Here is a 24,622-nt window from a genome sequence, read left to right as displayed (position 1 = left end):
TGCGCAGCCGCTTGCCACGGTCCGATCCGCACCCGTCGGCGGTGTCTGCCTACCCGGCGACGGTCACACCCCACGACGACGACCGATCCCCGCGCAACAGGGGCTGGCGACGACGACAGGCCCGACCAGGAGAACCCGGCCGGGCCTGTGGTCAGTCTGGACGCCGCCTCAGTAGACGCAGACCACACCGTCCGCCGTGATCTGCTCCTCCGCAGACTCGTCGGTGGAGTCCTCCACGGTGCCGCCCTCGTCCAGCCCCGCGAACGGCTGCGGGCCGAGGTTGGACACGTTCGAGCTGTAGTCCTCCCCGAGGAACACCGAGACGCTGCCTGCGGGCAGGTTGGCGTCCTCCTCGATGACCAGGCCGCCGAGCGTGTCCGCGACCGACTGGGCGTTGGTCTGCTCGCCTGCGGCATGCCGGACCACCGACGCCGCCCGGGGACTGGCGTTGTCGACCGTCCCCTCCAGATAGCCCGCGCCGGTCAGTTCGGCCATCACCTGAGCCGCGAGACCCGGTGTGCCCGCTGCGTTGCGCACTTCGACGGTGATCGACGCGGGATCAGGACCGTCGGCGGCTGCGTCGGTGTTGTCGGCCGGATCGGCCTCGTCGGTGGAACCACCCCCCAGCTCCGTCATGAACTGCTGGACGCTCACGGGGTCGACCTCGATGACGTCCTGGCCGATCGAGTCCTTGATGAACGCGCCCACGGGGATCGTCTCGAACTCCATGTCGCCGCCAGCGATGTGCTGGGCGTGCTCCAGGAACGTCGGGATGTCGAAGCCGTTGTCGAGCACCACGCTGTTCTGGATCGCACTGATCAGCTCACCGACCCGGCCGGGGTTGGCGAGGGTGTCCGAGGACAGCACCTGACGGGCCAGGCCAGCCATGAACACCTGCTGCCGGACCACCCGGTCTAGGTCGCCGTTGGGCAGCCCGTACCGCTGCCGGACGAACCGCAGGGCGTCGACGTCGGAGATGGTCTGCGGGCCCGCATCGAACTTCGCGCCGGAGCGGAACTCGTCGACGGGTTCGAGCAGACACACCTCGACGCCGCCGATGGCCTTGGTGATCTCGGCGAACCCGAGCAGGTTGACCTCGGCGTAGTGATCGATGGTGACCCCGGTGAACTCCTCCAGGGTCTGCACGAGGAGCTGCCGCCCCTCGGCGGAGGCCTCCTGATAAAGCTGCCGAGGGTCGGTGACGCCCTGAGCCGCCAGGTTCTCCTCGGCGGCCCGCTTGCCGAAGCCGAAGGCCGAGTTGACCTTGTTCATGCCGTAGCCCGGGACGTTGACGTAGCTGTCGCGGGGAATCGACACGGCGGCCGCCGCTGCACCGCCGGGCGGGATGCGCACCATGATCAACGTGTCGGTGAGGTCGCCGCCCTCGTCGTCGCTCGCGCCCAGGGAGGCCAGCACGTCAGCGGGCAGCGGGTCGCCGTGGGCATCCGTGCGGCTGTCGTTGCCGACCAGCAGGATGTCCATGCCGTCTTCCAACGGGTTGGGCCCTTGCGTCCTGCCGTTCTCCCGGTTGCCGAACACGTCGCTGGTCACCAGGCCGGTGTTCAGGTCGCGATAGGTGGCCCAGGAATAGCCGGTCACGCTCATGATCGCGACGGAGAACAGGGCGATCGCCGTCTTCGCCGCACCGAGGGCGACCCTCGCTCCAGTGCTGCGCCTCGGTGTCTCGAGCGGTTCCAACGGCTCCGGCTCATCCGCGTAGAGGGGCGTGTCCTTGGTGCGGGCGATGGGCTGAGTCGGCAGCATCGACATGGGCGGTTTGCGCTTCGGAGCGGGTTCAGTACCCGGTCGTGGTCGACGCGATCGGGCGGCACTCGGCCCCCCGGCGCCGCCTGCCTCGTCCTCGTGCCGCCGACGGCCCGATCCACGGTCATCGGCTGGCCGTCGCCCTCCAGGCGGCCGGTCATGCACGGGCGGCTCCTCCCTACACGCGCGCCGGACCTCGGTCGCGCTCCCCGACTGTCAGGTAGTGCCGGTCATCCGTCGTTCAGGCTGATCCGATGTCACGAATGCCGAAGGATGTCCCGCTACCCCGGTAAGACGCACATTGTGCCCTTGTGGTTCGCCACGGGCACGGGTTTCGTCGGTCTCGTTCGTGACACACTGCGACACGGCTGCGGCGACTCATGATCGCCTCCGCGGGTCTACGAGGATGAGGCAGGTTCGATGCGACTTCTGGTGACCGGAGGAGCCGGGTTCATCGGCTCCCATTACGTACGGCAGTTGATCGGTGGCGCCTATCCCGCCTTCGTCGATGCCGAGGTGGTGGTGCTCGATCGACTGACCTATGCGGGCAGCCGAACGAACCTCGCCGCCGTGTCGGACGACGCGCGACTGCGGTTCGTCCATGGTGACATCTGCGACGCGGCTCTGGTCGGTGAACTGATGGCGAACACCCAGGTAGTGGTGCATTTCGCCGCGGAGTCGCACGTGGACCGCTCGATCTCGGGCGGCGCCGACTTCGTCATGACCAACGTGCTGGGCACCCAGACCCTGCTCCAGGCAGCCGTCGACGCAGGCGTGGACCGGTTCGTCCACGTGTCCACCGATGAGGTGTACGGATCCATCGACGAAGGGTCCTGGGACGAGGACAGACCCCTGGAGCCGAACTCCCCGTACTCCGCGTCCAAGGCAGGATCGGACCTCCTCGCACGGGCCTATCACCGCACGCATGGGCTGCCCGTCAGTGTGACGCGCTGCTCGAACAACTACGGACCGTTCCAATTCCCGGAGAAGGTCATTCCCCTCTTTGTGACCAATCTCATGGATGGCCACCCAGTCCCTCTATACGGTGACGGCGGGAACATTCGTGACTGGCTGCATGTGGATGATCACTGTCGTGGAATCCAACTGGTTGCCGAGGGCGGCAGGGCCGGGGAGGTCTACAACATCGGCGGCGGAACCGAGCTGACCAATCTGGAACTGACCAGACTCCTGCTGGCCGCGATGGACGCGGAATGGTCGATGGTGGAGCGCGTTCCGGACCGAAAAGGTCATGATCGTCGCTATTCCGTCGCCATTGACAAGATCTCGACCGAGCTCGGCTACGCGCCTGCCGTCCCGTTCGAGCAGGGACTCGCCGAGACGGTGCGCTGGTACCGGGACAACCGGGCCTGGTGGGAGCCGCTCAAGGCAGGCGCCGCCCTCGGCGGGAGCAGCGCCGGATGACCGGGATCGCACTGCTGATTCCCGGTGGTCGGGGCCAGCTCGGGACGGACCTGCTGCGCTGTGGGCGCGGCGTCGTCGGCGACGGCGACCTCGTGCACGGACCCGGCTCCGCCGAACTGGACATCACCGACGCGGACTCCGTCGACACGGCGGTGGCGGGCCTGGCCGCGTCGGCCGCCGAGGCAGGCGTCCGACCGGTCGTGATCAACGCGGCTGCCTACACGGCCGTCGACGCCGCCGAGGCGGACGAGGCCTCGGCGATGCGGGTGAATCGGGACGGGCCCGCCCGCCTCGCCGACGCCTGCACGACCCACGACGTCGCACTCATGCACGTCTCCACCGACTACGTCTTCCCCGGCGACGCGGACCGGCCGTACGAGCCTGCCGATCCGACCGGACCGCGATCGGCATACGGCCGGACCAAACTCGCGGGTGAGCGGGCCGTCCTGGACCGTTGCCCGCAGGCGTGGGTGGTCCGGACCGCCTGGGTCTACGGCGCGGCCGGTGGCAACTTCGTCAAGACCATGATCCGGCTGGAGGCGAGCCGGGACACCCTCTCGGTGGTCGCCGACCAGATCGGCTCGCCCACCTGGACCGGCGATCTCGCGGCCGGGCTGATCGAACTCGCGGGCAGGGTCGCCGCAGGACAGGCGCCCGTCAGGCGGGTGCTGCACTGCACCAACGCGGGCCAGGCCAGCTGGTTCGAGTTCGCCAGAGCGGTGTTCGCGGAGATCGGTGCGGACGAGGCACGGGTCAGCCCCTGCACGACGGCGGACTTCCCTCGGCCTGCGCCGCGTCCCGCCTACTCGGTGCTCTCGGGCAATGCTTGGGCAGGCGAGGGGCTCACCCCGCTGCGGCCATGGCGGGAGGCCCTGGCCGTCGCCTTCCGCGAGCACCGCGACGAACTGCGGGGCGAACCGGTCGGCTGAACGCCGGCGATCGTCGACGACCATCCGGATGCCGGCCGGCTCTGCCGTCCGGCATCCGGGTCGGGCAGCGCCCCTGCGCAGTTCCGGCCTGCCTGATCGTCGTGCAGCCACCCACGCCGAGGCGGGGACGGACCCGGCCGGATCGGGCCGGGCGGCGAGACTTCTCCGTGCCGTCCCGCTCTCGCGGCCCTCGTCCCGCCGGGCGCCGTCCGCGGCCGAGACGCCGCGACGGTCGCAGGCTCAGCCTGCCCGGTTCGTCAGCTCAATGCCTTGCGGTAGGCCTCGATGGTGGTCTCCGCGCAGTGATGCCAGCTGAAACCGGAGGCGTACTGCCTGCGCGCGGCCAGCGTCTCCGTGCCGCCGGGCGAGGCCAGCGCATCATCGAGAGCGGCCCCCAGCGCCTCCGCGTCACCCACCGGGACCAGCCGGGCATGGCCGCCGGACACCTCCCGCAGCGCGGGCACGTCCGAGCACACCACCGGAACCCCACAGGCCAGCGCCTCCAGCACCGGCAGCCCGAAGCCCTCGTCCCGCGACGGCATGACCAGGGCGGACGCCCCCGCCACCACGCTGCGCAGGTCGACGTCGGACAGGTATCCGGTGCGCACGATGCGCCCGTGCTCGGTGCGCGGTCCCGGACCGGCCAGGACCAACGGCGGCAGCTCCGGGTTCGCCCCGTGCGCCTCCAACAGGGTCGGCAGGCCCTTGCGCGGACCGTCCGAGCCGACGAACAGCAGATACTCGTTCGGCAGCCCGAGACGCTGCCGCAGCAGATCATTGGGCGGCCGCGCCGCGAACCAGGCGGCGTCCACTCCCAACGGCGTCACCTGCACCCGCTCCGCAGGGACGTCGAGACGTTCGACGACCTGCTGGGCCACCGCCTTGGTCGGCGTGCACACCATCGCGGCCCGCCGGGCCGAGCGGCGCACCAGCTCCGGAAGCCTGCGATCGCTGGGCGGAAGATCCGCCGGCGAGTCGAGGAATGCCAGGTCGTGCACGGTGACCACTCCTGCCGCCCGCAGCGACGGCGGCAGCACGAAGTTGGTCCCGTGCACCACGGTGCTCATGCCCGCGAACAGTTCCACCGGCGGCAGCGGCGCCCGCAGCCAGCAGGCCCGCAGCAGCCGGGCGGGCACCGGAAGACCCCGCGCGCCCACGCCGTGCGGCAGGGCGGCCCGCAGCGCCTTCCAACCGCGCAGGGTGAACGCCACCGCCTTCACACTCACTGTCTCGACCGAGGCCAGCTCCTCGGCCAACGCCGCCGTGTAGCGGCCGATCCCGGTGCGATGCCCTAAGAGCGGCGTGCCGTCCAGCAACAGGCGCAGTCGCGGTGCCCGTCGTCGATCAGCCACGTCGTCGCTCCTTCGCCAGTCGCCGCAGCCTGCCTGCCGCGCGCTTGGCCAACTCGGTCGGTCCACCCAGGTCCAGGTACTCGCGCACCAGGGCGAGGTCCTTGCGCACCTTCTCCGACGTGCGCAGCGGCGGGGTGCGGACCAGCGGCTCGGTCGCGGGCATCCGGTCGACGGCCTGCCTGGGGTGTCGACAGAACTCGACCAGCGGCGCCAACGCCTCGGTCCACGTGTAGCGCTCCCGCACCGCCGCGATGCGCTCGCGACAGCCTGCGGCGAACTCCTCGTCGTACAGCACCTTCGCCAGCCCGGCCGCCAGCGCGTCCGCGTCCTCGGCCGGAACGACCACGCCCAACCGCTCGGCCCGGACCAGCTCGGCGAAGGAGTCGCCGTCGGTGGTCACGATCGGCAGGCCCGCCCACAGGTAGTCCAACACCCTGGTACGGAATGCGAAGGTGGTCTCGACGTGGTCGAAGTGGGTCGTCACCCCGCAGTCCGCGTCGAGCAGGTAGTTGTGCCGCTGCTGGTACGGAACCCAGCTCTCGTTGAAGAAGACGTGTTGGTCCACCAGGTCCAGCCTGCGGGCCAGCTCGCGGGTGCGGCCGGTGATGCCCATCTCGGGCACGTCCGGGTTCGGGTGCTTCATTCCCAGGAAGAACAGTCGGACGTCGGCGTGCTCGCCACGCAGCTTGTCGACCGCTCTGATCAACGTCAGCGGGTCGAACCAGCTGTAGACCCCGCCAGCCCACAGGATGACCTTGTCTCGCTCGCCGATGCCGCCGACCGTGCCCTTGATCGCGGTCCCGCTGCGGATCGGGGCCGCATCGGGGAATCCGAAGGGCACCACGGACAGCAGCGAGCGGGCCGTGGGGTCCGCGTCGTACATGTCCGGGCTCATCCGGCCGAGCGCGGCCAGATGCCCCAGCCAGAAGTGCCGCTGCCGCTCCGAGGCGCACAGGAAGAAGTCGCCCCGTTGCAGCTGGGTGTTGAGCACCTTCGTCACCCCGGCGAGATCCCGGCTGCGCCGCTCGTCGTCGACGTCCTTGCCCTGTTCCAGGTACTCCAGGTGCATCGGGTCGTAGACGTCGCAGACCACGATCTTGTTCGAGTCCGTCCGCTTGAGCTCCGGCACCATCTCCAGCATGTGGCCCTGCAGGACGACGATGTCGGCCCAGCCGACGTGCTCGGGGAGCTGCCTCGGCAGTGCGGAGAGGACGGGGAACCGGGCGGGCGGCGGCGCGTGGTGGTCGTTGACGCTGACGAGTCGCACGTCGTGCTCCATGGACAGCGTCTCGGCCATGTGCCAGGCGCGGATCGCGGGACCGGCCATCCGCTCGGCCACCGCGTCACCGGTGAGGATCAGCACGCGGCGCGGTCTGCCGAACACCTCGGCCAGCCCGAAGGCCTCCACCAGCGTCTCGTGTGCCGCGAGGTAACGGGGGAGCGGATAGGCGGGCTCCATCGCCTTGCGCATCAGCGGCAGGAGGTCGGCGTCGGTGCGGACGCGCGCCGCCTGCTCGATCGCACGGGACTTCTGCAGACTGGGCAGCAGTTCGACGAACTGGTCGACGGCGAGGATGCCCGCCAACGTCATCCGCGAGATCTCCACCGGCGCGTCGTCCGAGGCACGGTCCTCGGGCCGCCGGGTGATCTCCAGCTGGGTCGCGTCGAGTTCGCCCCGAGCGGTCGCCCGCCGCACCGACAGGGCCAGCGCGGCAGGCAGCACCTTCGCCAGCGTCGCGTCCTCGACGTTCTTGTACAGCGCGGCCAGTGCATTGCGTTCGAGGAGGAAGTGCTCGCGGGAGTCGTGCACCGTCGACATCGAGGCGTGATGCCGGTGGAACGTGAGCGAGGCGGGCTCGTAGCGGACCCGCCAGCCGCGCAGGTTCAGCCGCCAGCCGAGGTCGACGTCCTCGTAGAACATGAAGAAGCGCTCGTCGAATCCGTCCAGCTCGCGGAACAGGCCGGTGCGGACGAACAACGCCGAGCCGGTGCCGAACAGCACGTCGCGGGGCACGTCGTGGCTGCCGTCGTCCGGCTCGCCCGCGTGCCGCTTGTAGCCCATGCCGAACCAGGTCAGGCCGCCGTCGACGAAGTCGACGTCCTTGCCGGACCAGTCCAGCACCTTGCTCGCCACCGCGCCCACCCTCGGGTCGGCACGCAGCGCCGCGACCGCCGCCGAGATCCAAACCGGGTCCGGCCGGGCGTCGTTGTTCAGGAACGCGAGCACCTCGCCGCGTGCCTGCGCCGCACCGAGATTGCAGCCCCCCGCGAAGCCGAGGTTCTCCGTCGACTCGATCAGCCTGGCCTCGGGCACCGCCTCGCGGATGCGCGCGACGTCGGCGGGACCGGAGGCGTTGTCCACACAGATGAGCTCAAGCCGGTCCGACGGGTAGTCCACCTCGTCACGCAGGGCACGCAGGCAGGTGATCGTGTCCGCGGCCCCCCGATAATTGACGACCACTACGGACACCGTCGGCAGGATGCCGGACTCCGACACCTCGTCCCCTCTCTCTGCGTTCGTGCGGTGTTAAGCGTGCACCATCCCTCTGATCATCGGCGAACCCCGTCTGGTCTGGGTCAGATCGAGAGGATTCGTCGGTTCTTCGGCGCGGGCCGACACGCGGACGGGGCGGCGGTGTGCACCGTCGGTCGCTCCATACGGAGGTCGGCCTTGGCTCGGCCCGGCGGCTCGGCGCACTGCCGGACCGACGACCGGACCGGCAGTGCACGGGCGGCGCTACGTCGGTCGTCGTCGTGCACCGGAGGGTGCCGGGGCCGTCGCAGGAGAGCGGGACCAGCGGTTCAGCGGCCCGACCAGCGGCGCCACACGAGCTGTCGTGGCACCCGCGACCGCCTGCCGATCCGGCGGCGGTCGAGCAGGGTGGCGGGCAGCCTGCCGAGGATCTCGGCGAGCACCCCCGTCCGGAGCCCGACCCGGAAGTTCGGCGTGCTGGGAACCACCTGCCCGCGTCGCCTGCGCAGCGGCAGGAGAACGGTGATCGCGGCGAAACGCAGCAGCTCCCGCACGGCCACCTCGCCGGGCGCGCAGCGCAGCAGCATCAGCAGTCGGTTGCGCTCGTTCCAGCGATGGAACCTCGGCGATCCCGGTTTGGTGCTCACGCCGTGGCGATGCAGGACACGGGCCCGCTGCGCCCAGACGACGTCGTGGCCCGCCAGCCGCAGCCGCCAGGCGGTGTCGGTGTCCTCGTAGTAGCAGAAGAACCTCGCGGGCACCCCGCCGATCGCCCGCAGCACCGGGGTGCGCAGCAGGGCCGCACCCCCGCAGAGCCCGAACACCGCAGGCCCGCCTCCCGGCGGGTTCTCGGCTGCCGCCGCCTGCTGGGTGGTGACCTGCGATGCGGTGCCGTGCGACGCCGCAGCCGTGCTCGTCCGCCGCGCCTGCCCGCCGTGGCCCGGGGAATCGAAGCCCCCTGAGCCTGCCGTGGCGGAGGCGGCGGCGTGGACCGGCACGGTCCCGGCGAGTTCGGCGGCCGGTCGCGACCCGGTGGGCGCCGCCGAGCCCGCTGCGGACGACCTGGTACCGGCCGAGGCCTCCACCACCGACGCGGTCGCCACGGGAACCGAGGGGGCCGAGCCCGCCGCCAACGGCTCGACTGCCGACCGCGGCGTGTCTGCTCGTCGCCTCGCATCGTGCCCCGATGCCACCGACTCGGGGGCCTCGGCGCCGTCCGGCGGCTCGGTGTTCCGGTCGAAGCCGTAGCCCTGGGCGGTCAGCCGGACCCCGCTGGACTGCACCGAGCCGTCCGGCGCGATCAGGGTGGCGGTGGCCGCGGCGGCCGTCGGCGTCTCGTCGAGTGCCCGCTCCAGCTCGGCGAGCCAGTCGGGCTCCGGGGCGGCGTCGTCGTTCAGCCAGGCGACGAACGGCGTGTGCACCTGCCGAAGTGCGACCGCCAGCCCGCCCGCGTAGCCGAGATTGGTGGCAGTCCGCAGCACCACCGGCGTGCTCGGATGCTGGGCCAGCAGCTCGCGGGTTCCGTCGGTCGACGCGTTGTCGACGACCAGAGCACGATGCGGTCGGGTCTGCCTGCCGAGTGCGTCGAGACAGGCGCCGAGATGGTCTCGGCCCTGCCAGGTGACCACCACCACCGTGGTGCGTGGCGTGCCTGCGGGATGCATTCGCTGACGCTATCGCCTCGGCTCGCCCGCCCGATGCCCAGCCTGCGCCGAAAGCGGCCGCCGCAGATGTCTCGACGGCACCGCGTCCGGCGCTCGACGGCGGGCAGGCAGGACCGTCGTCGACCGCAGGACTCGATCGCGGGCTTTCGACATCGCGGGGTTTCGGCGCAGCGGCGCCGCCGGGCATGACACCGTGATGTCGTGCCCGTCCTCGTCGTGCTCACCGAGCAACTGCTGGCCCCGGTCCCCGGCGGCACCGGCCGATACACCCGCGAGCTGACGGCGGCCCTCGCCGCAGCCGCGCCATCGGACTGGACCGTGGCAGGCGTCACCGCCCGCCACCCTGATCTCTCGGCGGCGGTGATCCCCGGCGTCGCCGGGCCCTTCCCGCTCGCGCTGCCGCGTCGAGCGTTGTCGCTGGCCTGGCAGCGCGGACTGCCGCTGTGGCCGGGCGGGGACGCCGTGCACGCCCCGACGCCGCTGGCCCCGCCGTCGGTGCGGCGCGGCCGCAGTCTGATCGTCACGGTGCACGACACGGTCCCGTGGACGCACCCGGAGACCCTGACGCCGCGCGGTGTGCAGTGGCATCGCGACATGATCGGCCGTGCGTCGCGGACGGCGTCCACTCTCATCGTGCCGACGGCGGCCGTCGCGACGGAGCTGGCAGGCTGCCTCGGTCCCGACACCCGGACCCGCGTCGTCGGCGAGGGCGTCTCCGCCGCGCTGGCCGAGGAGACCGACCGGGACCGGGCGGATGCGCTCGCCCGAGGACTGGAACTGCCCGCCCGGTACGTCCTCGCCGTCGGCACCGTCGAGCCCCGGAAGGGGATCGACGTCCTGATCGAGGCGATGGCCGATCCCCGGTCGCCGAGGGTCCCGCTGCTGATCGCCGGGGCGCCCGGCTGGGGCGAGATCGACCCGAGGGCGCTGGCTCGGCGCAGCGGCCTCGACGACGACCGACTTCGCCTGCTCGGGCGGGTCAGCGACGCCGAGTTGTCCGTCCTGCTGCACCGCGCCGAGGTGCTGGCCGTGCCGAGCCGGGCGGAGGGCTTCGGACTTCCCGTGATCGAGGCGATGTCGGCGGGCGTGCCCGTGGTGCACACCGACGTGCCCGCGCTCATCGAAGTCGCGGGCGGGGCAGGGCGGATCGTGCCGCGCGAGGACCCCGCGGCCCTCGCCGAGGCACTGCGTCGGGTGCTGACCGAGCCTGCCACCGCCGCCGCGATGAGCGCCGCAGGCCGACGGCGGGCGGCCGACTTCACCTGGCGACGCGCCGCCGAGGAGGTCTGGTCGGCGCATCTGGCCGCCCGCCGCGGCCCCGGAGTGCCGGGCTGATCCGGTGGGACGCGCCATGCGCCGCCGCGGCAGCGTCGTGCACCGCCTGCTGCGACGGCCGCGCCGGACTCCGCGCGGCGACCATGCGTGACCGGACGCCCGCGCAGCGCGCCCGATCGTCGGACGCGAGTGGCGAAGGCGGTTGTTCGCAGGGTGCGGCCGGTCTCGTTTTGGTCGATCCCGCCGAACCCGCCCCATCGACGCCGTAGGCTGCCCCAGTGCGCGTAGCCGAACCCAGCGTGCTGATCGACGCCACGGCCGTCCCCACTGACCGGGGCGGCGTCGGCCGCTACGTCGACTCGCTCGTCGCCGCGTTGGATCGGGACGGCGCCCGGATCAGCCTGGTCTGCCAGCCCCGTGACGCCGAGTTGTACACCCGGCTCGCGCCGCGCTCTCGCGTGGTTCCCGCCGCCGAGGCCGTCGCCACCAGGACCGCGCGACTGAGCTGGGAGCAGACGACGCTGCCACGACTCGTGCGCAGGCTGAACGTCGATCTGCTGCACTCGCCGCACTACACGACGCCGCTGGCCAACCGCGCCGCAGGCGTGGTCACCCTGCACGACGCGACCTTCTTCACCGACCCGACACTGCACTCCTCGGTCAAGGCCAGGTTCTTCCGCGCCTGGACGCGGGCCGCGCTGGCCAAGGCGGCGCTCTGCATCGCGCCCAGCCATGCGACGGCCGACGAACTCACCAGGGTCGTCGGCGCGGGTCGGAGCAGCCTCCAGGTGGTCGCGCACGGCGTGGACACCGACCGCTTCCATCCGCCGAGCGGGCCGGAGACCGACGAGGTCCGGCGGCTGCTCGACCTGGAGGACACCCCCTACGTCGCGTTCCTCGGGGCACTGGAGCCGAGGAAGAACGTGCCCGCGTTGATCCGAGGCTTCGCCAGAGCATGCGAGGGCAGACGGAATCCGCCCGCGCTCGTCCTCGCGGGTCAGCCGGGCTGGGACGGACAGATCGAACGGGCCCTGAGTTCCGTGCCGCACCGGGTGCGGGTGATCCGCGCGGGCTACCTGCCGTTCAAGAACCTCGCGGGCTTCCTCGGCGGCGCCGACATCGTCGCCTATCCGAGCCTCGGCGAGGGATTCGGCCTGCCCGTCCTGGAGGCGATGGCCTGTGGCGCCGCCGTGCTGACGACCCGCAGGCTCAGCCTGCCCGAGGTCGGCGGTGACGCGGTGGCCTACTGCGGTGTCGGGGCGGGCGACATCGCCGCCGCGCTCGGCGAGCTGCTGGACGACCCGGCACGACGTAAGGCGCTCGGCATCGCCGCGCAGGCGCGTTCCCAGGAGTTCTCCTGGTCCGCCAGCGCCGTCCGGCATCGGGCCGCCTACACGAGGGCCTGGGCAGTGCACCGCCGAGGCCGCTGACGGGCCGGGACCAAGGCGGCGAATAGCCCGATCCGTGCGGTTCGCCAGTCGGGAAGGTCATTCCTCGTCAACCGTGTTGGAAAGCTGTGTGCCGCCATACCGCTGTTCCCTCGGCGCTACTCTCGATCCGGTGACCAGGTACTCGCCCGACCCGCTTCGGCGACTCCAGCTCAAAGCAGCTGCTATCTTATAGACATGGAATTCCTTGAGGTGGCCGGTAAGACGATTCAGCGCCCCTCTCTCGATCCCGACGATTTGACGCTCGAGCGCACCGACTTCAAGGGGCCATTCGATTTCTCGGCGACACACCTTCGCGGCGGAGTTCAGGCGGGCGTCGTCGGGGAGGGAAGCTTGTCATCGGTTCTCGTGTCCTCAGTCGATCTCTCGGAGTGTCGGCTTGATCCATTGGAGCTCTCGAACGTTCGGTTGGACGACGTGGATCTCTCAAATGCGGTGTTGCCCAGCGTCACCGCTCGTAGGCTCGACGTGCTTGGGTGTCGCGGAATCGGCCTGTCTCTGGACTTTGTGCAGGCTATGGACGTCTATGTGCAGGCGTGTCGATTCGACTTCGCAACCATCAGGTTCGAACAGGTGAAGAACGCTGTCGTCTTCCGGCGCTGCCGCTTCGTAGAATCGATACTGGCTGGCGACCTGTCGAACATCATCTTTGATGAATGCGAGTTCGAGAAGGTCGAGTTCGCTGCTGTTCGGGCTGCCGGCTGTGATCTGACGACCACGAATCTGATCGATGTACACGGACTATCGACGTTGCGTGGGGCGAAGATATCCGCCGATCAGGCCAGCTCCTTGGCAATGCGATTCGCCTCGGAAGCTGGCCTGATGGTCGTGTTCTAGCGGTTGTCCCAGCTCGGCCGGTTGTCCCAGCCCGGCTTGATGTTGTCCCAAGAGGGTCGGTTGTCCCAGCGGTCGGCCCTCGCGGGTTCCTGACGATTCTTCCGCAGCAGTGGTGCTAGCCCGTTCCCGCTTTCATGAATTCGGGTCATCAGCAATGCGGTGTTCGGCGACATTCAAAATTCCTTCCATCAAGGCGATCTTGCTGTTGCGGCAGTAATTCGTTTCGGTCCCATCCATTCGGCCGTGTTCGAAGTATCGATTGGATGCGTGGCCGCCTCCGCAGAAGTCGAAGTATGGGCATGTCTCCGCGCATGCTCCGATTCCGCTCTTGAACTCTTGTATCCAGCTGGCTTCGCCCGCCGCTGCTATGATCTCGTCCAACGACTGTTGGAGTACATTTCCGGTAGCGAAGCTACCGGTTGTCGAATTGAATCCGGCCAGCTCGGGCGAGATCAACGTGACGCTACCGTCGTATGCGACGGTGGGCAGCGGGTCCACAAGCGGCGGCCGGTGGCTCGCATGAGCGTCGTTCCGGAGGACAGAATCCAGATAGCCAAGGGCACGTCGGATTTCTCGAATATCGATGGTCGAGTGCGCTAGCCAGTTTCTAGCAAGTTCAGACCAGAAAGAGATGGTTGTGTGGTGGTCGTTCTCGTTGACTTTGATATTCACCCCTTCCTGTTCTTCGATATTCACACCTAGCGTTGAAATCCCGTTTTCCTCGGCGAATCTGATGAGTCGTTGGGCGCGCTGCGGTGTGGGATTGGACACGACCGCGATGCCGGAAATCGTGTGTCCATGTTCGCGGAGAATTTGAATCCCCTTCGCGATACGGTCGTGCGCGGGCAGGCCGCGCCGATCAATGCGGTTGGCATCGTCGACACTGTGCCCGTCGATGCTCACTCCGACACGAACCCTCCTTTCCGTGAAGAACTCGCACCAGGCGTCGTTGACCAAAGTTGCGTTCGTCTGGATCTCATGCTGCACGTCGAGACCGGAGAAACAGTCCATGAGCTGGCCGAGCTTCTCCCTGCCAGCAGCCAATGGTTCCCCACCATGCCAGCAGACGTCGACCTTGGTTTGCGCCGTCCAGGATCGGATGGATTCAGCGACGGCTTGCGCCACGGCAAGCGACATCGTATTACGTGATTTTCTGAACGGGAGATAGCAGTAGGAGCAGTCGAGGTTGCACAACGTCTCTGGTTGAAGGACGACTGATCCTGGGGAGGTGAAAAACCTCGATCCAGTGTCCGGGTTCTGTACAGCTGACTCTTGCAGAGTATCTTTCATTGGCGACCTATCCGATTGTCTTCGGAGCTGACTCGGCCCCAGCTATGACTTCGTTCTGCGCAGTTTACCGGTGCGGTGGTAGTGCAACTCGGTAGTGTCAGCGGTCTCCTGCGTCACTACCTGAAGGCGCCGCTGCTGCTGGAATCGCGGTGGGACCGGAGGAATTCCTGGGAAGGGGCAGCCGTACGGAGCCCATAACGAGTACGTCAGACACAACCTCCAATTGTGCTTGGTAGGTGTGGACGCATTCTTGGATGCTGGCACGAAGATCCGCATACCAGTCTCGCCTCAGGGCGTTGGCCAGCTGGCCTACTGATGCGTGTTCGACGGCTATCAGGCAGCCATGGAAGAAGGCGAGTTTCTCGGCGACAGGGAGCGTCTGGTGCGGAAAGAACTGCATGAAGTGCCTGAGAACGGTGCTCAGGTCTGCATCGGATCGCCATGGCGGCACCAGCCAGTGGTCGGGGCGATCGATGCTGCGAATCCCTGTTGTCCTATTCGATCGCCGTCGAGAGCGTGAGGTCCTTGACCTGGCTGGCTGCCCGACATTCGTTTCGCCCGCCCCTTGCTCCACGTCGTCTCCATGTCTGCTCAAGCCTCCACGTGAGTACTAGGGTACGTAAGTACTTAACTTTGATCAAGCACAAAACAGCCCCCGCCGGAGACGGGGGCTGTTTTCGCAGCTCAGTGACGCGAAGATCGCCTGATCGGACTACTCAGCCGCGTCGAATTCGTAGACGAAGTGGGTCGAGTCTCCGACTGCCACCGACTCAAACCATTCGACAGCCCGCTCGCCTGCGAAGGCGACACGGGTCACTCGGGCCACCGGAACGCCTTGATTGATCTGAAGAGCCACGGCCTCATCGGGGGTGGCTGCCGACGCGACGACGGTCTCCCGAAAGGACGTCAGCTGGTAGCCATGCTGTTCCAGGAGTCCGTAGAGTCCGCCAGGAGCGGCCTCGCCTCGGCTCCAACCGATCTCCTCGGCAAGGCTGGCAGGCACGTAGCTGTTCGCCAGCTGCGTCGGGGTACCGGCGAGGATCATCCGTCGGTACCGGACTGCGGAGTTCGCTTCGCCGAGAACCTCGATCGCTGCCTGCGGAGTATCGGTGACCTCGATCTCTCCTAGCGACTCCTGCTCCCAGCTCACACCGAGCTTCTCCGCTTCGGCGGCGAACGCGCCGAGGCCGCGCTCGCGATCCGCACGGCTGAACCGCGTGTTGCCGAGGCGCAGGAGGGGCGGAGTGCGTCGAACGAAGACACCTTCGCCGCGACGGCTCTCGATCAGTCCTTCCTGCGCGAGGACTGCCAGCGCTCGACGGACCGTGACCCGGCCCGAGTCGTATGTCTCGATCAGCTCGGTCTCGGTGGGAAGCCTGCTCCCAGCCTCGTAACCGCCGGAAGTGATCTTCTTCCGCAACTCGTCGGCGATCTGGTGGTATACGGCTCGCCCCTTGCGAGGATCAACGTTCATCTCGGCTCCCCTTCCTTGGCTCAGGCACTTAAGTACCTTAACACCCGAGTGATCCGAACTTGCCCCGTCAAAACCCGATCGGAGTCCGGTGTGGAGTTTCGAGGACGCGATCGGGGAGGGCATTAGATCGGACGGTGCCGAGCGGTTCGAGTGATCGAGTGGACATCCGTCGGGTTCGGCCTGGCGATCACGGGTCGGGGCAGGCACACCTGGCAGCGCCAGGGCAGACGGACGGTCGGATCAACGTCGGTCCGATGTGGCGGTCGGTGCGGTTCGGCCGCCGGAGGAGGGCCTGACAGGAGCCGGTGCCCTCGCCCGCCGTCTTTCTCCTGCGGGCCGCGGTCTCGACCACCGTCGATGCGATGTGCGGCCGGGGGAACAGGCCGGGGAACCGGTCTGCCGATCGACTCGCGGCTGCCGTCGCCGGACGTCCACAGGCACACACGCCGCCGCTCTCACGCCGAATCCGACCGTGCAGAATGCTCTTCGTGACCTCCCCGCGATCCGCTGCATCCGCCGAGCCGGTCTCCTACGGCGAGGGGCTCGCCGTCGTCACCGTCACCTATTCCCCCGGTGAGACGCTCGCTCGATTCCTCGACACGCTCCAGGACGCGACGACCCGTCCGGTCCAGGTGGTGCTCGCCGACAACGGCTCCGTCGACGGCGCACCGGAGAAGGGTGCCGAACGAGAAGGCGTGACGCTGCTGCGGATCGGCGAGAACCTCGGCTACGGCGGCGCCGCCAATCGAGGTGTCGCCGCCCTCGGACCGGAGATCGGCTGGGTGCTGGTGGCCAATCCCGACCTCGAATGGGGCGCGGGCAGCATCGACGAACTGCTGGCGGCCGCGACGCGGTGGCCGAGGGGCGGCGTGTTCGGCCCGCTGATCCGGGAGACTGATGGACGCGTCTATCCCTCGGCGCGCATGCTGCCCTCACTGGCCAAGGGCGTCGGTCACGGTCTGCTCGGCAAGGTGTGGCCGGGAAACCCGTGGAGTCGCGCCTACCGGCAGGCCGAGGTGAACCCGGCGGAGCGCACGGCGGGCTGGCTGTCCGGCTCGTGCCTGCTGATCCGCCGGTCGGCCTTCGACTCGGTGGCGGGTTTCGACTCCCGATACTTCATGTACTTCGAGGACGTCGACCTCGGCGACCGGATCGCCAAGGCAGGGTGGCTGAACGTGTACGTGCCCACCGCCGAGGTCGTCCACCTCGGTGGCCACTCCACCTCGAAGGCCTCCGGGCGGATGCTCACCGAGCACCACCGCAGCGCCTACCGATACCTGGCAGATCGCCATCAGGGCCCGGAATGGGCCCCCGTGCGATTGGCGCTGAAGGTCGGGCTGGAGGCGCGCAGGCGTCTCGAACTCCGCGACCCCGGCGGTGTGAAGCACTGATCGCCTGCGTGGCCGACTCGGCTTGCCGCCTTCCGCAGGTCGTTCGAGCGCGTGCGCGCGGGGCTGCTCAGGCGGCGCGTGCGGCAGGGCGCAGCTGAGGCGACGTCGTCGCCACGGCCTGCCGATCTCGAGAGCGATGCCTGCCGACGGCCCGCTGATCGCCGTCCGCGCGACCGGTGAGTCCGAGGCGGCTGCTCGCCACGGTCGAATCACGGGGTGCCGGGCGCGGCACTGACCGCAGTCCGTCGATGCCGAACAACGGCGCCGCCTGCTCCGTCGTCGCGCCGTGGAGTCAGGCGATGAGCTCCAGGCCCGGCTACCTGACGGCCGAGGGGACCGAGCCTGCGGGATCGTCCGACCTCGACGCGAGACGAGGCTGCCTCAGAACTCCTCGGTGTGCCAGGGCGGGATGGTCGACTCGACCTGGTTCTGATGTTGCGCGGGCACGTGGGGCGGCGGCTGGCCCTGCTGGTGCGGCTGCCCCTGCTGCTGTCCCGGCGGCGGGCCCTGCGGCTGACTCTGCGGCGGCGGCCCCTGCTGACTCTGCGGCGGCTGGCCCGGTTGGAGAGGCCGCTGTCCCGGCCGGTGACTGGGATGCTGCGGCTGCTGTCCCTGCGGGGGCCTGCCGTCCCGAGGACCGCCGCCCTGCGGCGGGGGATACGGGCCCCGCGAGACCCGGCCGCGCAGCACCACGGTGGGATCGTGATCCGGCGCCGGATTCACCGGGTCGTTGGCGGTCACCACCGACCGGGGGATCTGCACGGTGCTGGCGGCGTCCATGGGCGAGGTGGCGTTGTCCGGCGTGATGACGAATGCGCCGCGAGCTCGTGCTCGTGCGAGGGTTTCGTCGGCCCGATCGCGGGGGTCCATCGTGACGACCTCTCCTGACGTTGCCTCGGCGACATCGGGTCTGGCATCGGCGCCGCCACCGTGATCGACGTCGCCTGTCGTACACGCTCGTCGGGGGTGGACCCGGTGATGTCTCCACACTATTCCCTGCGAGCGAGGCAGGCTACGACCTGTCTTCTAGTCTTCGGCGCCGAGCGCGAGTTCAACCATGTGGGGAACGGAGTCCACGTTGGACGGAAGTCCGTCCACCGGCCACCACTGTAGGTCAAGAGACTCCGCACTGCGGACGGCCCGGGAGCCTGCAGGCGCACGGACGAGGTACCGCACATCGAGGTGTCTGGTGGGCACCCCGCCCGAGCAGGTGACCGCGTGGACGTCGAGATGCAGCGGCATCGGATCGATGCGCAGGCCCCGGATGCCGGACTCCTCCGTCGCCTCGCGCAGCGCCGCCGCCCGCAGACTCGCATCGTCGGGTTCGCAGTGTCCGCCGAGCTGAAGCCACCGCCCCACCCTGGGATGCAGCGTCAGCAGCGTGTTCTGGCCCGAGGCGTCCAGCACCAGCGCGGAGGCCGTGACATGGCCGGGGGCGTACTCGCGGCGGCAGGCATCCGGGGAGGAGGCGAGAAAGGCCAGGAAGGCCTGGCGCATCGACTCCTGTTCGGCGTTCGGCGGCTGCCAGGTGCTCAGCACCTCGACAGTGTCCGCGTGCAGCCTCACAGCTCCACCAGTCCCGACGCCGGGTCCCTCGGCTCGCGCGGCGACTGCGGTCCGTCCACCGGATGTCCGACGGCCACGGCGCCGAGCGGATGCCAGTCGGCAGGCAGTTCCAGTTCCTCCCGTACGAGATCCGGGCAGAACAGCGTGGAGGAGACCCAGCACGACCCGACGTCCTCGGCCGCCAGCGCCACCAGCAGACCCTGCACCGCAGCGCCGCCCGCGACGGTGAACATGGTGTGCTCGGCCGCCGACCGTCGCTCGTCGGGGTAGGAGTGCGCCCCGTCCGGGACCATGAACGGCAGGACGAGTTCGGGTGCCCGGAACAGCAGATCGCCCCGGCGGGTCCGCCGCCGGGCCCACTCCTCGTCGCGTCCGTCGGTGAGGAGATCCCGCAGCCATTTCTCCCGCATCGCCGTCAACAGCCGGGTGCGCCGTGCCTCGTCCCGCAGCCAGACGAACCGCACCGGACGGGTGTGATGCGGAGCGGGGGCCGTCAACGCGATGCCGATCGCTCGACGCAGGACGGTCGGGTCCACCGGGCGGGAGTCGAACTCGCGGATCGAGCGCCGCAGCAGTACCGCCTCCCGACGGCCCTGCGCCACGGCCTCATCGGCGCCGAGCCGGAACAGATCCTGCTCCACCGGTCGGATGAGATCGGCGGCGACGGAACCGTCGTCGCGCACGGCCAGACCTCGGACGACGGCCACGGGCATGGCGCCCAGCTTGCCCTTCACCAGGTCGGCGGCGGCGGCGATCTCGTCGGCCACCGCGACCTGGGTCACCGCCAGCGCGTTGCCGTAGGAGTCGACGCCGCCCTGATAGTGGTGCAGCACGCCGAGCCCGGCGGCGCCGATCGCCGCGTCGGTCTGGCCCACCCGCCAGGCCCGGCCCATCGTGTCGGTGATGACGACGCCCACGGTGACGCCCGAGCGCTCTCGCAGCGCGGCGCGCAGCCGCGCGGCCGAGCCGTCCGGGTCAGCAGGCAACAGGGCGATCTTGTCCAGCGCGATGTTGGAGTTGTCCACTCCGGAGGCGGCCTGCACGATGCCGAGCCGGTTCTGGGTGATCAGGGTGCTGCGGAACGAGGCGACGACGCGCTGAGCCTCGGCGAGCACCAGTGCACGTCTGGCCGCCTCCCTGCCCTCCGGGTCGGCGGGCACGTCCACCACTCTGCCCTCGACCTTGGACACCACCTTGCTGGTGACGACGACGACGTCCCCGTCCCGCAGCCAGGGCGCCCCGGCGCTGATCGCCGCCGCGAGGTCCTGGCCCTCGGTGAACTCGGGAAGGCCGGGGACCGGCAGGATCTCCAGGCTGTGCGGCGCCGCATGGTCGCCGATCGGCGTCGCGACGGGTGCTTCGTCCTCGATCATCTCGTCCTCGATCACGTGCGTACTCCCGCCAGGTCGAATGCCGCGTGCACCATCGCCGAGGTCGCCTCGGGCGACGACATCAGCAAGGGCACCGCGCGCACCGTGACGCCGGGGACCGCCGACTCGTCGCCGGTGTGCACCAGCCAGCCGTCCAGCAGTCCCTCCTCGTCGGCGGTGCGGGAGCCGTAGTGCCTGCCCACGGCCTCGGCCGTGCTCTCGACGCCGATCGCCGTGAGACAGGCATCGGCCATCCCCCGCAGCGGACGGCCCGCGATGATCGGCGAGACGCCGATCACCGGGGCGCTGGTCTCGCGCAGGGCGTCGCGCACGCCGGGCACGGCGAGGATCGTGCCGACGCTGACCACCGGATTGGACGGGGCGAACAGCACCACGTCGGCCTCCTTCACCGCGTCCAGCAGTCCCGGTGCCGGCGCCGCCTCCTCGATGCCGACCGGCCCGATCGCGTGGGCGGTGGGCCCCGCACGGTGTCGCACCCACCACTCCTGGAAGTGCACGGCGCGACGCCCGCCCTCGCCCGCCTCGGGGTCGTCGATCACGACATGGGTCTCGACGCGGTCGTCGGACATCGGCAGCAGCCGCACACCGGGGCGCCAGCGAGCGCTCAGCGCCTCGGTCACCGTGGACAGCGGATAGCCCGCCCGCAGCATCCTGGTGCGCACGAGGTGGGTCGCGATGTCGCGGTCGCCGAGGCCGAACCAGTCCGGCTCGACGCCGTAGGCGGCGAGCTCCTCCTGGACGGTCCAGGTCTCCTCGGCGCGCCCCCACCCCTTCGCGTCGTCGATGGCACCGCTGAGGGTGTACATGCAGGTGTCCAGGTCGGGGCAGATCTGGAGGCCGTGCATCTGGACGTCGTCGCCGGTGTTGACCACGGCGGTGATCTGGTGTGGTGCGGCCTCCGGGGATTCGCCGTGGATCGGGAGCCCCAATGCAGACTTCACGCCCAGCAGGAAGCGGGCGCCACCGACCCCGCCGACGAGTACGACAACCTTCACCTGAGCGATCCTAGTGCGGCTCTCGAGCGCCTCACGGCGGCGTGAGACGAAGGCGATCTCGGGTGGGAGTCGCGTCGCTCGACGCCCCGGCCGACGTGTCGCCGTGCCCGACTACGCCACGGCGGTCCGGCGCGGCGATGCCGACCCCGGTCCGAGTGCCGATCAGTTCCAGAAGCGGAACTCCATCTGACCGAGCTGGGCGTAGAGCGCCTCGCCGCCCATCAGGTCGAAGATCCATGCGGTGAGGCCGAACAACGTGTCACTCAGAACGGTGATTCCCAGTTCGGGCAGTCCGAGCAGCAGAGCGAACAGCGCGAGCGGCGCCCAGGGGCGGGCGATCTGGCCGTAACGGCGGGCCTGGTACGGCAGATACGGCTCCAGAGCGCCGTAACCGTCCAGACCCGGCACCGGCAGGATGTTGAGCACGAAGGCGATGATCTGTACGTAGGCCAGATAGGACAGGCCCGCCGCCAGACCCAGGGGCGGTTGGAACAGCGAGACCGACATCACCAGTAGTGCACCGAGCACCAGGTTCGTCAGCGGACCGGCCAGCGACACTGCGGACTCGACACCCTTGGAACGCAGCGCGTGCCGGTTGATCCACACCGCCCCACCGGGCAGTGGGATGCCGCCTGCGAGCAGGAGCAGCATCGGCAGGAGCAGGCTGAGCACGGGATCGGTGTATCGACGGGGGTCGAGGGTGAGATAGCCCTTGGCACGCACCGAGTGGTCGCCGCCCCGGAAGGCGACCGCCGCGTGGCCGAACTCGTGGAGGCACAGCGACACCGCCCAACCGCCGATGACCAGCAGCACGATGCCGGTCGTCAACGCGATCTGCTGCTCGACGAGCGTCAGCAGCGCGCCTGCGACGGTCACGGCGAGGATGGCGAGGAACAGGGGACTCGGCCGGACGGCAGATCGCATCACCAAACCAGTGTGTCCCATCCCGGAACCCGGTCGGGCGACCCTGTCTTGACGGGATCGACCCGGCCGCTTCTCGAATGGTCCAGCGGGGTCGTCAGACACCGCCGTCCGGACGCTGGTGAGGCCTCCGAACAATCCCCCATTCGGATGAGTTCGGCTTGACCCCCTGCGGTTACACAGGTGTAATCACATCGGTGTCATTCGGCGTCCTGGAGAGGGGCGACGGGTGGCGTCCGCCAACCGGGGAGTGCGGAAGGCGAGGAGGCGGACGTGCGGGAATTCGAAGAGAACCGTGCGGCAGAGCGGGGGGACCTTCAGCTTGGGGAGCTGGAAGGACTGACCGATCTGTTCGACACGGGGGAAGAGGAACAGGATTGGCAAGAGCGTGCACTATGTGCGCAGACTGATCCTGAGGCGTTCTTTCCCGAGAAGGGAGGATCGACCAGGGAGGCCAAGCGCATCTGCGCAGGCTGCGAGGTGCGAGCGGAGTGTCTGGAGTATGCATTGGCACACGACGAGCGCTTCGGCATCTGGGGCGGCCTCTCCGAGCGGGAGAGACGCAAATTGAAGAAGCGGGCCTCCTGAGGGGGCCTGACGCGCTCGTCGTCTCGGCCGGGTGGGCCTGCCCGAGATGACGAGCACCGCCATCCGTGGCGTCGACCCCGGATCGTCTTCGCGATGATCCGGGGTCGATTTACGTTCACGACCTTAATCGGAAGAATACTCCGAACCGGATGATCAGGGCGGCACTCTATTCTCCTCGGTCGGCAGCAGGACAGAAGTCGAAGTGGTTTCCGCCCGCGGGTCTCGGCGATTCGCAACCGTGCCTGCCCGCTCACGGCGACTGCGTCATGGGGGGCGAGTGACCTCAGTGGTCGGGGCCCGCCGCGAGCCGCGGGCGGAGCACCTGACGGCACAGCCCGCGTTACGAGGACCGACACGGACCTGGATCGCCACGCAGGTCGCCGACGAGTGCACATCGGCATGGGCGGCACAGGGAACGCCGATGCGCGGCACCGGTGGCGTCTGAGGTCGGCAGCCGCCAGCCCTCGCGGGGCTGCTGCTTCGGCGGCGGGCGGCAGACGTCGGGTCTTCAGTCCTCCGGCGGAGTCGGGATGACGCGCAGATGGGCGCGCGGGCCCCTGCTGATCGTCCCCTCCACGGCCTCGTGGGCACGATCGACGCGACCTGCCTCCCGAACCGCCTCGGCCAGCGCGGTGAGGTCGTCGACGGTGGGCTGCGGAATCGCGAACTCGCCCTCGTAACGGACGACCTCCCAACCCTTGGGGGCGGTGAGCCGCATGGCGTGGGCTTCGCAGAGGTCGTAGCTGTGCGGTTCCGCGAAGGTGGCCAGCGGCCCCACCACGGCAGTCGAGTCCGCATACGCGTAGGTGAGCGTGGCGACAGCCGGGTTCGTACACCCGGTTCGCGAGCACCGTCTCACGCTCCGCACAGCGGCGACCATAGCGCCCTTCTTCCTCACCGCGTAGCAGCCACGCGGATGACACTTGTCCGTGACATCTTCCAGGTAGCCGCAACCTGGTCTGTTCTCGGCCCGCCGCAGCACTCGCCGCGCACGGCGTACCCTCGGCGCCGTGGTCGCAGCGCACGGATATCAGCGACGGACGCGGTCCCGTCGAGACCGCCGAGGACGAGGTCTTCGGGGCGCACTGTATCCGCCGTCGACTCCCGCCGCACGGAGTCGATCGGAGAAGTTCGACGCCCTGGTCCTGGAGGCCCTCGAGCCGCTGGAGCAGCGGTGGCGTACCGAGCTGACCCAGTTGGACGTGGCGGTCGACGACGTCCCCGAGTTGAACGTCGAGCCGCACACCGAGGCGGAGCAGGGCGTTGACGTGGTCGAAGACGGCCGGGTGCCGCTCGCGCGGCTGATCCCGGCGGGCGTCGATCGGCGAGGCGTGCCGACGAGAGCGCGCATCGTGCTCTACCGGCGCCCGCTGGAGGCCAGGGCGCAGGACGGGATCGACCTCTCCGACCTGGTGCACGACGTGCTGGTGGAGCAGGTCGCCAGCTACCTCGGTCTCGATCCCGACGTGGTCGACGGCGAGTCCTGACCGGGCGACGGCGCCCCGGCTCGGCGCGGCGGCGGTCCTGTCGGCCTCAGACCTCAGGCCTCAGACGTCCCGCGTGCATCCGGGCCCCATGCCTCGTTCGCATGCCTGGCTCGCATGCCTGCCCAAGAGAGCCTCGACCTGCCGACGATCTCGCCGTACTGGCGGGACGAGCCGTCGAGGAAGGCTCCCGCGACGCTCGTGTCCCGTCGTCGCCGCAGGTGAGCGCCGGTGCTGGCGTCTCAGGCCCGGCAGTTCGCCCGATGCCGTTCCGCCGGGTGGAAGGCCCGCCGACCTCTCGCGGGCGTCACCTGTCGATCACGGACCGCACCGACCCACGCGGTGGGGGAGGTGTCGC

General features: G+C 69.5%; 20 protein-coding genes and 2 pseudogenes. 8 read left to right on the top strand and 14 right to left on the bottom strand.

All coding sequences use genetic code 11. The features are described 5' to 3' along the window. Nucleotides 1-168 precede the first annotated feature (168 nt). A complete protein-coding gene (locus UA74_RS26900; protein ID WP_232237486.1) occupies nt 169-1,770 on the bottom strand; it encodes an LCP family protein in 1,602 nt (533 codons plus the stop codon). Between the two features lie 414 nt (nt 1,771-2,184). On the opposite strand from UA74_RS26900, the gene rfbB reads away from it, so the two are divergent. Then, nucleotides 2,185-3,186 carry a dTDP-glucose 4,6-dehydratase gene (rfbB, locus tag UA74_RS26895; RefSeq protein WP_075765698.1) on the top strand — a complete coding sequence of 334 codons (1,002 nt, stop codon included), beginning with the start codon at nt 2,185-2,187 and terminating at the stop codon, nt 3,184-3,186. Next, entirely contained in the window at nt 3,183-4,115 is a 933-nt protein-coding gene (gene rfbD / locus UA74_RS26890; RefSeq protein ID WP_075765696.1) for a dTDP-4-dehydrorhamnose reductase, read from the top strand. Before rfbB ends, rfbD begins: the two co-directional genes overlap by 4 nt. Before the next feature lie 257 nt (nt 4,116-4,372). Here the strand turns inward: rfbD and UA74_RS26885 are convergent, their stop codons facing one another. The 4 genes and pseudogenes from UA74_RS26885 to UA74_RS31225 form a co-directional block, all read right to left on the bottom strand. Beyond that, nucleotides 4,373-5,467 (bottom strand): glycosyltransferase family 4 protein, encoded by a 1,095-nt coding sequence (locus UA74_RS26885; protein WP_075765694.1) that lies wholly within the window; start codon nt 5,465-5,467, stop codon nt 4,373-4,375. Beyond that, nucleotides 5,460-7,964, bottom strand: coding sequence for a glycosyltransferase (locus UA74_RS26880; protein WP_075765692.1), 2,505 nt, complete (start codon nt 7,962-7,964; stop codon nt 5,460-5,462). Before UA74_RS26880 ends, UA74_RS26885 begins: the two co-directional genes overlap by 8 nt. Before the next feature lie 305 nt (nt 7,965-8,269). After that, nucleotides 8,270-8,761: pseudogene (locus UA74_RS33850) on the bottom strand (glycosyltransferase family 2 protein); the annotation flags it as partial. Between the two features lie 414 nt (nt 8,762-9,175). Next, a pseudogene (locus UA74_RS31225) lies at nt 9,176-9,604 on the bottom strand (glycosyltransferase family 2 protein); the annotation flags it as partial. Between the two features lie 201 nt (nt 9,605-9,805). On the opposite strand from UA74_RS31225, the gene UA74_RS26865 reads away from it, so the two are divergent. The 3 genes from UA74_RS26865 (at nt 9,806) to UA74_RS26855 (ending at nt 13,164) form a co-directional block, all read left to right on the top strand. Continuing rightward, entirely contained in the window at nt 9,806-10,939 is a 1,134-nt protein-coding gene (locus UA74_RS26865; protein WP_075765688.1) for a glycosyltransferase family 4 protein, read from the top strand. A 239-nt stretch (nt 10,940-11,178) separates the two neighbouring features. Then, complete coding sequence (locus tag UA74_RS26860) at nt 11,179-12,309, top strand: glycosyltransferase family 4 protein (protein WP_075744278.1); 1,131 nt, start codon at nt 11,179-11,181, stop codon at nt 12,307-12,309. 195 nt (nt 12,310-12,504) lie between these two features. Next, nucleotides 12,505-13,164 (top strand): pentapeptide repeat-containing protein, encoded by a 660-nt coding sequence (locus UA74_RS26855; protein ID WP_075742703.1) that lies wholly within the window; start codon nt 12,505-12,507, stop codon nt 13,162-13,164. Here UA74_RS26855 and amcA read toward each other — a convergent pair. The 3 genes from amcA to UA74_RS26845 all read right to left on the bottom strand — a co-directional run bounded on the left by amcA (nt 13,161) and on the right by UA74_RS26845 (nt 15,928). Next, nucleotides 13,161-13,313 carry a multiple cyclophane-containing RiPP AmcA gene (gene amcA, locus UA74_RS34350; protein ID WP_404799954.1) on the bottom strand — a complete coding sequence of 51 codons (153 nt, stop codon included), beginning with the start codon at nt 13,311-13,313 and terminating at the stop codon, nt 13,161-13,163. The two genes, UA74_RS26855 and amcA, sit on opposite strands and share 4 nt — an antisense overlap. After that, nucleotides 13,297-14,454: a cyclophane-forming radical SAM peptide maturase AmcB gene (gene amcB / locus UA74_RS26850; protein ID WP_083683677.1), complete on the bottom strand. Its 1,158-nt coding sequence runs from the start codon at nt 14,452-14,454 to the stop codon at nt 13,297-13,299. The genes amcA and amcB overlap by 17 nt, the downstream gene beginning before the upstream one ends. A gap of 712 nt (nt 14,455-15,166) precedes the next feature. Then, nucleotides 15,167-15,928, bottom strand: coding sequence for a GntR family transcriptional regulator (locus UA74_RS26845; RefSeq protein WP_075742702.1), 762 nt, complete (start codon nt 15,926-15,928; stop codon nt 15,167-15,169). Nucleotides 15,929-16,416: 488 nt separating this feature from the next. On the opposite strand from UA74_RS26845, the gene UA74_RS26840 reads away from it, so the two are divergent. Then, nucleotides 16,417-17,319, top strand: a complete 903-nt coding sequence (locus tag UA74_RS26840; protein WP_232237480.1) for a glycosyltransferase family 2 protein — start codon at nt 16,417-16,419, stop codon at nt 17,317-17,319. 381 nt (nt 17,320-17,700) lie between these two features. On the opposite strand, the gene UA74_RS32485 is transcribed toward UA74_RS26840, so the two are convergent. From UA74_RS32485 to UA74_RS26810, 5 genes are all read right to left on the bottom strand, one after another. After that, nucleotides 17,701-18,189, bottom strand: a complete 489-nt coding sequence (locus UA74_RS32485) for a hypothetical protein (RefSeq protein WP_075742699.1) — start codon at nt 18,187-18,189, stop codon at nt 17,701-17,703. A gap of 156 nt (nt 18,190-18,345) precedes the next feature. Next, on the bottom strand, nt 18,346-18,885 hold the full coding sequence (locus UA74_RS26825; protein ID WP_075742698.1) for an NUDIX hydrolase: 540 nt from the start codon (nt 18,883-18,885) through the stop codon (nt 18,346-18,348). Then, on the bottom strand, nt 18,882-20,225 hold the full coding sequence (locus tag UA74_RS26820) for a coenzyme F420-0:L-glutamate ligase (RefSeq protein WP_075744276.1): 1,344 nt from the start codon (nt 20,223-20,225) through the stop codon (nt 18,882-18,884). The genes UA74_RS26825 and UA74_RS26820 overlap by 4 nt, the downstream gene beginning before the upstream one ends. Nucleotides 20,226-20,269: 44 nt before the next feature. Beyond that, nucleotides 20,270-21,271, bottom strand: a complete 1,002-nt coding sequence (cofD, locus tag UA74_RS26815) for a 2-phospho-L-lactate transferase (protein WP_075742697.1) — start codon at nt 21,269-21,271, stop codon at nt 20,270-20,272. A gap of 162 nt (nt 21,272-21,433) precedes the next feature. Beyond that, nucleotides 21,434-22,198 carry a site-2 protease family protein gene (locus tag UA74_RS26810; RefSeq protein ID WP_075742696.1) on the bottom strand — a complete coding sequence of 255 codons (765 nt, stop codon included), beginning with the start codon at nt 22,196-22,198 and terminating at the stop codon, nt 21,434-21,436. A gap of 324 nt (nt 22,199-22,522) precedes the next feature. Between UA74_RS26810 and UA74_RS26805 the strand changes: the two genes are divergently transcribed. Further along, nucleotides 22,523-22,780: a WhiB family transcriptional regulator gene (locus UA74_RS26805; protein ID WP_198043180.1), complete on the top strand. Its 258-nt coding sequence runs from the start codon at nt 22,523-22,525 to the stop codon at nt 22,778-22,780. 508 nt (nt 22,781-23,288) lie between these two features. Here the strand turns inward: UA74_RS26805 and UA74_RS26800 are convergent. Further along, nucleotides 23,289-23,639 (bottom strand): DUF3499 domain-containing protein, encoded by a 351-nt coding sequence (locus tag UA74_RS26800; RefSeq protein WP_075744275.1) that lies wholly within the window; start codon nt 23,637-23,639, stop codon nt 23,289-23,291. 151 nt (nt 23,640-23,790) lie between these two features. On the opposite strand from UA74_RS26800, the gene UA74_RS26795 reads away from it, so the two are divergent. After that, on the top strand, nt 23,791-24,267 hold the full coding sequence (locus UA74_RS26795) for a metallopeptidase family protein (protein ID WP_075742694.1): 477 nt from the start codon (nt 23,791-23,793) through the stop codon (nt 24,265-24,267). The last annotated feature ends 355 nt before the right edge of the window (nt 24,268-24,622 follow it).

The sequence above is a fragment of the Actinoalloteichus fjordicus genome, assembly GCF_001941625.1.
GTDB classification, from domain to species: Bacteria; Actinomycetota; Actinomycetes; order Mycobacteriales; family Pseudonocardiaceae; genus Actinoalloteichus_A; species Actinoalloteichus_A fjordicus.
The sequence above is the reverse complement of the archived record's forward strand: the minus strand, read 5'-3'. Positions and strand labels throughout refer to the sequence as shown.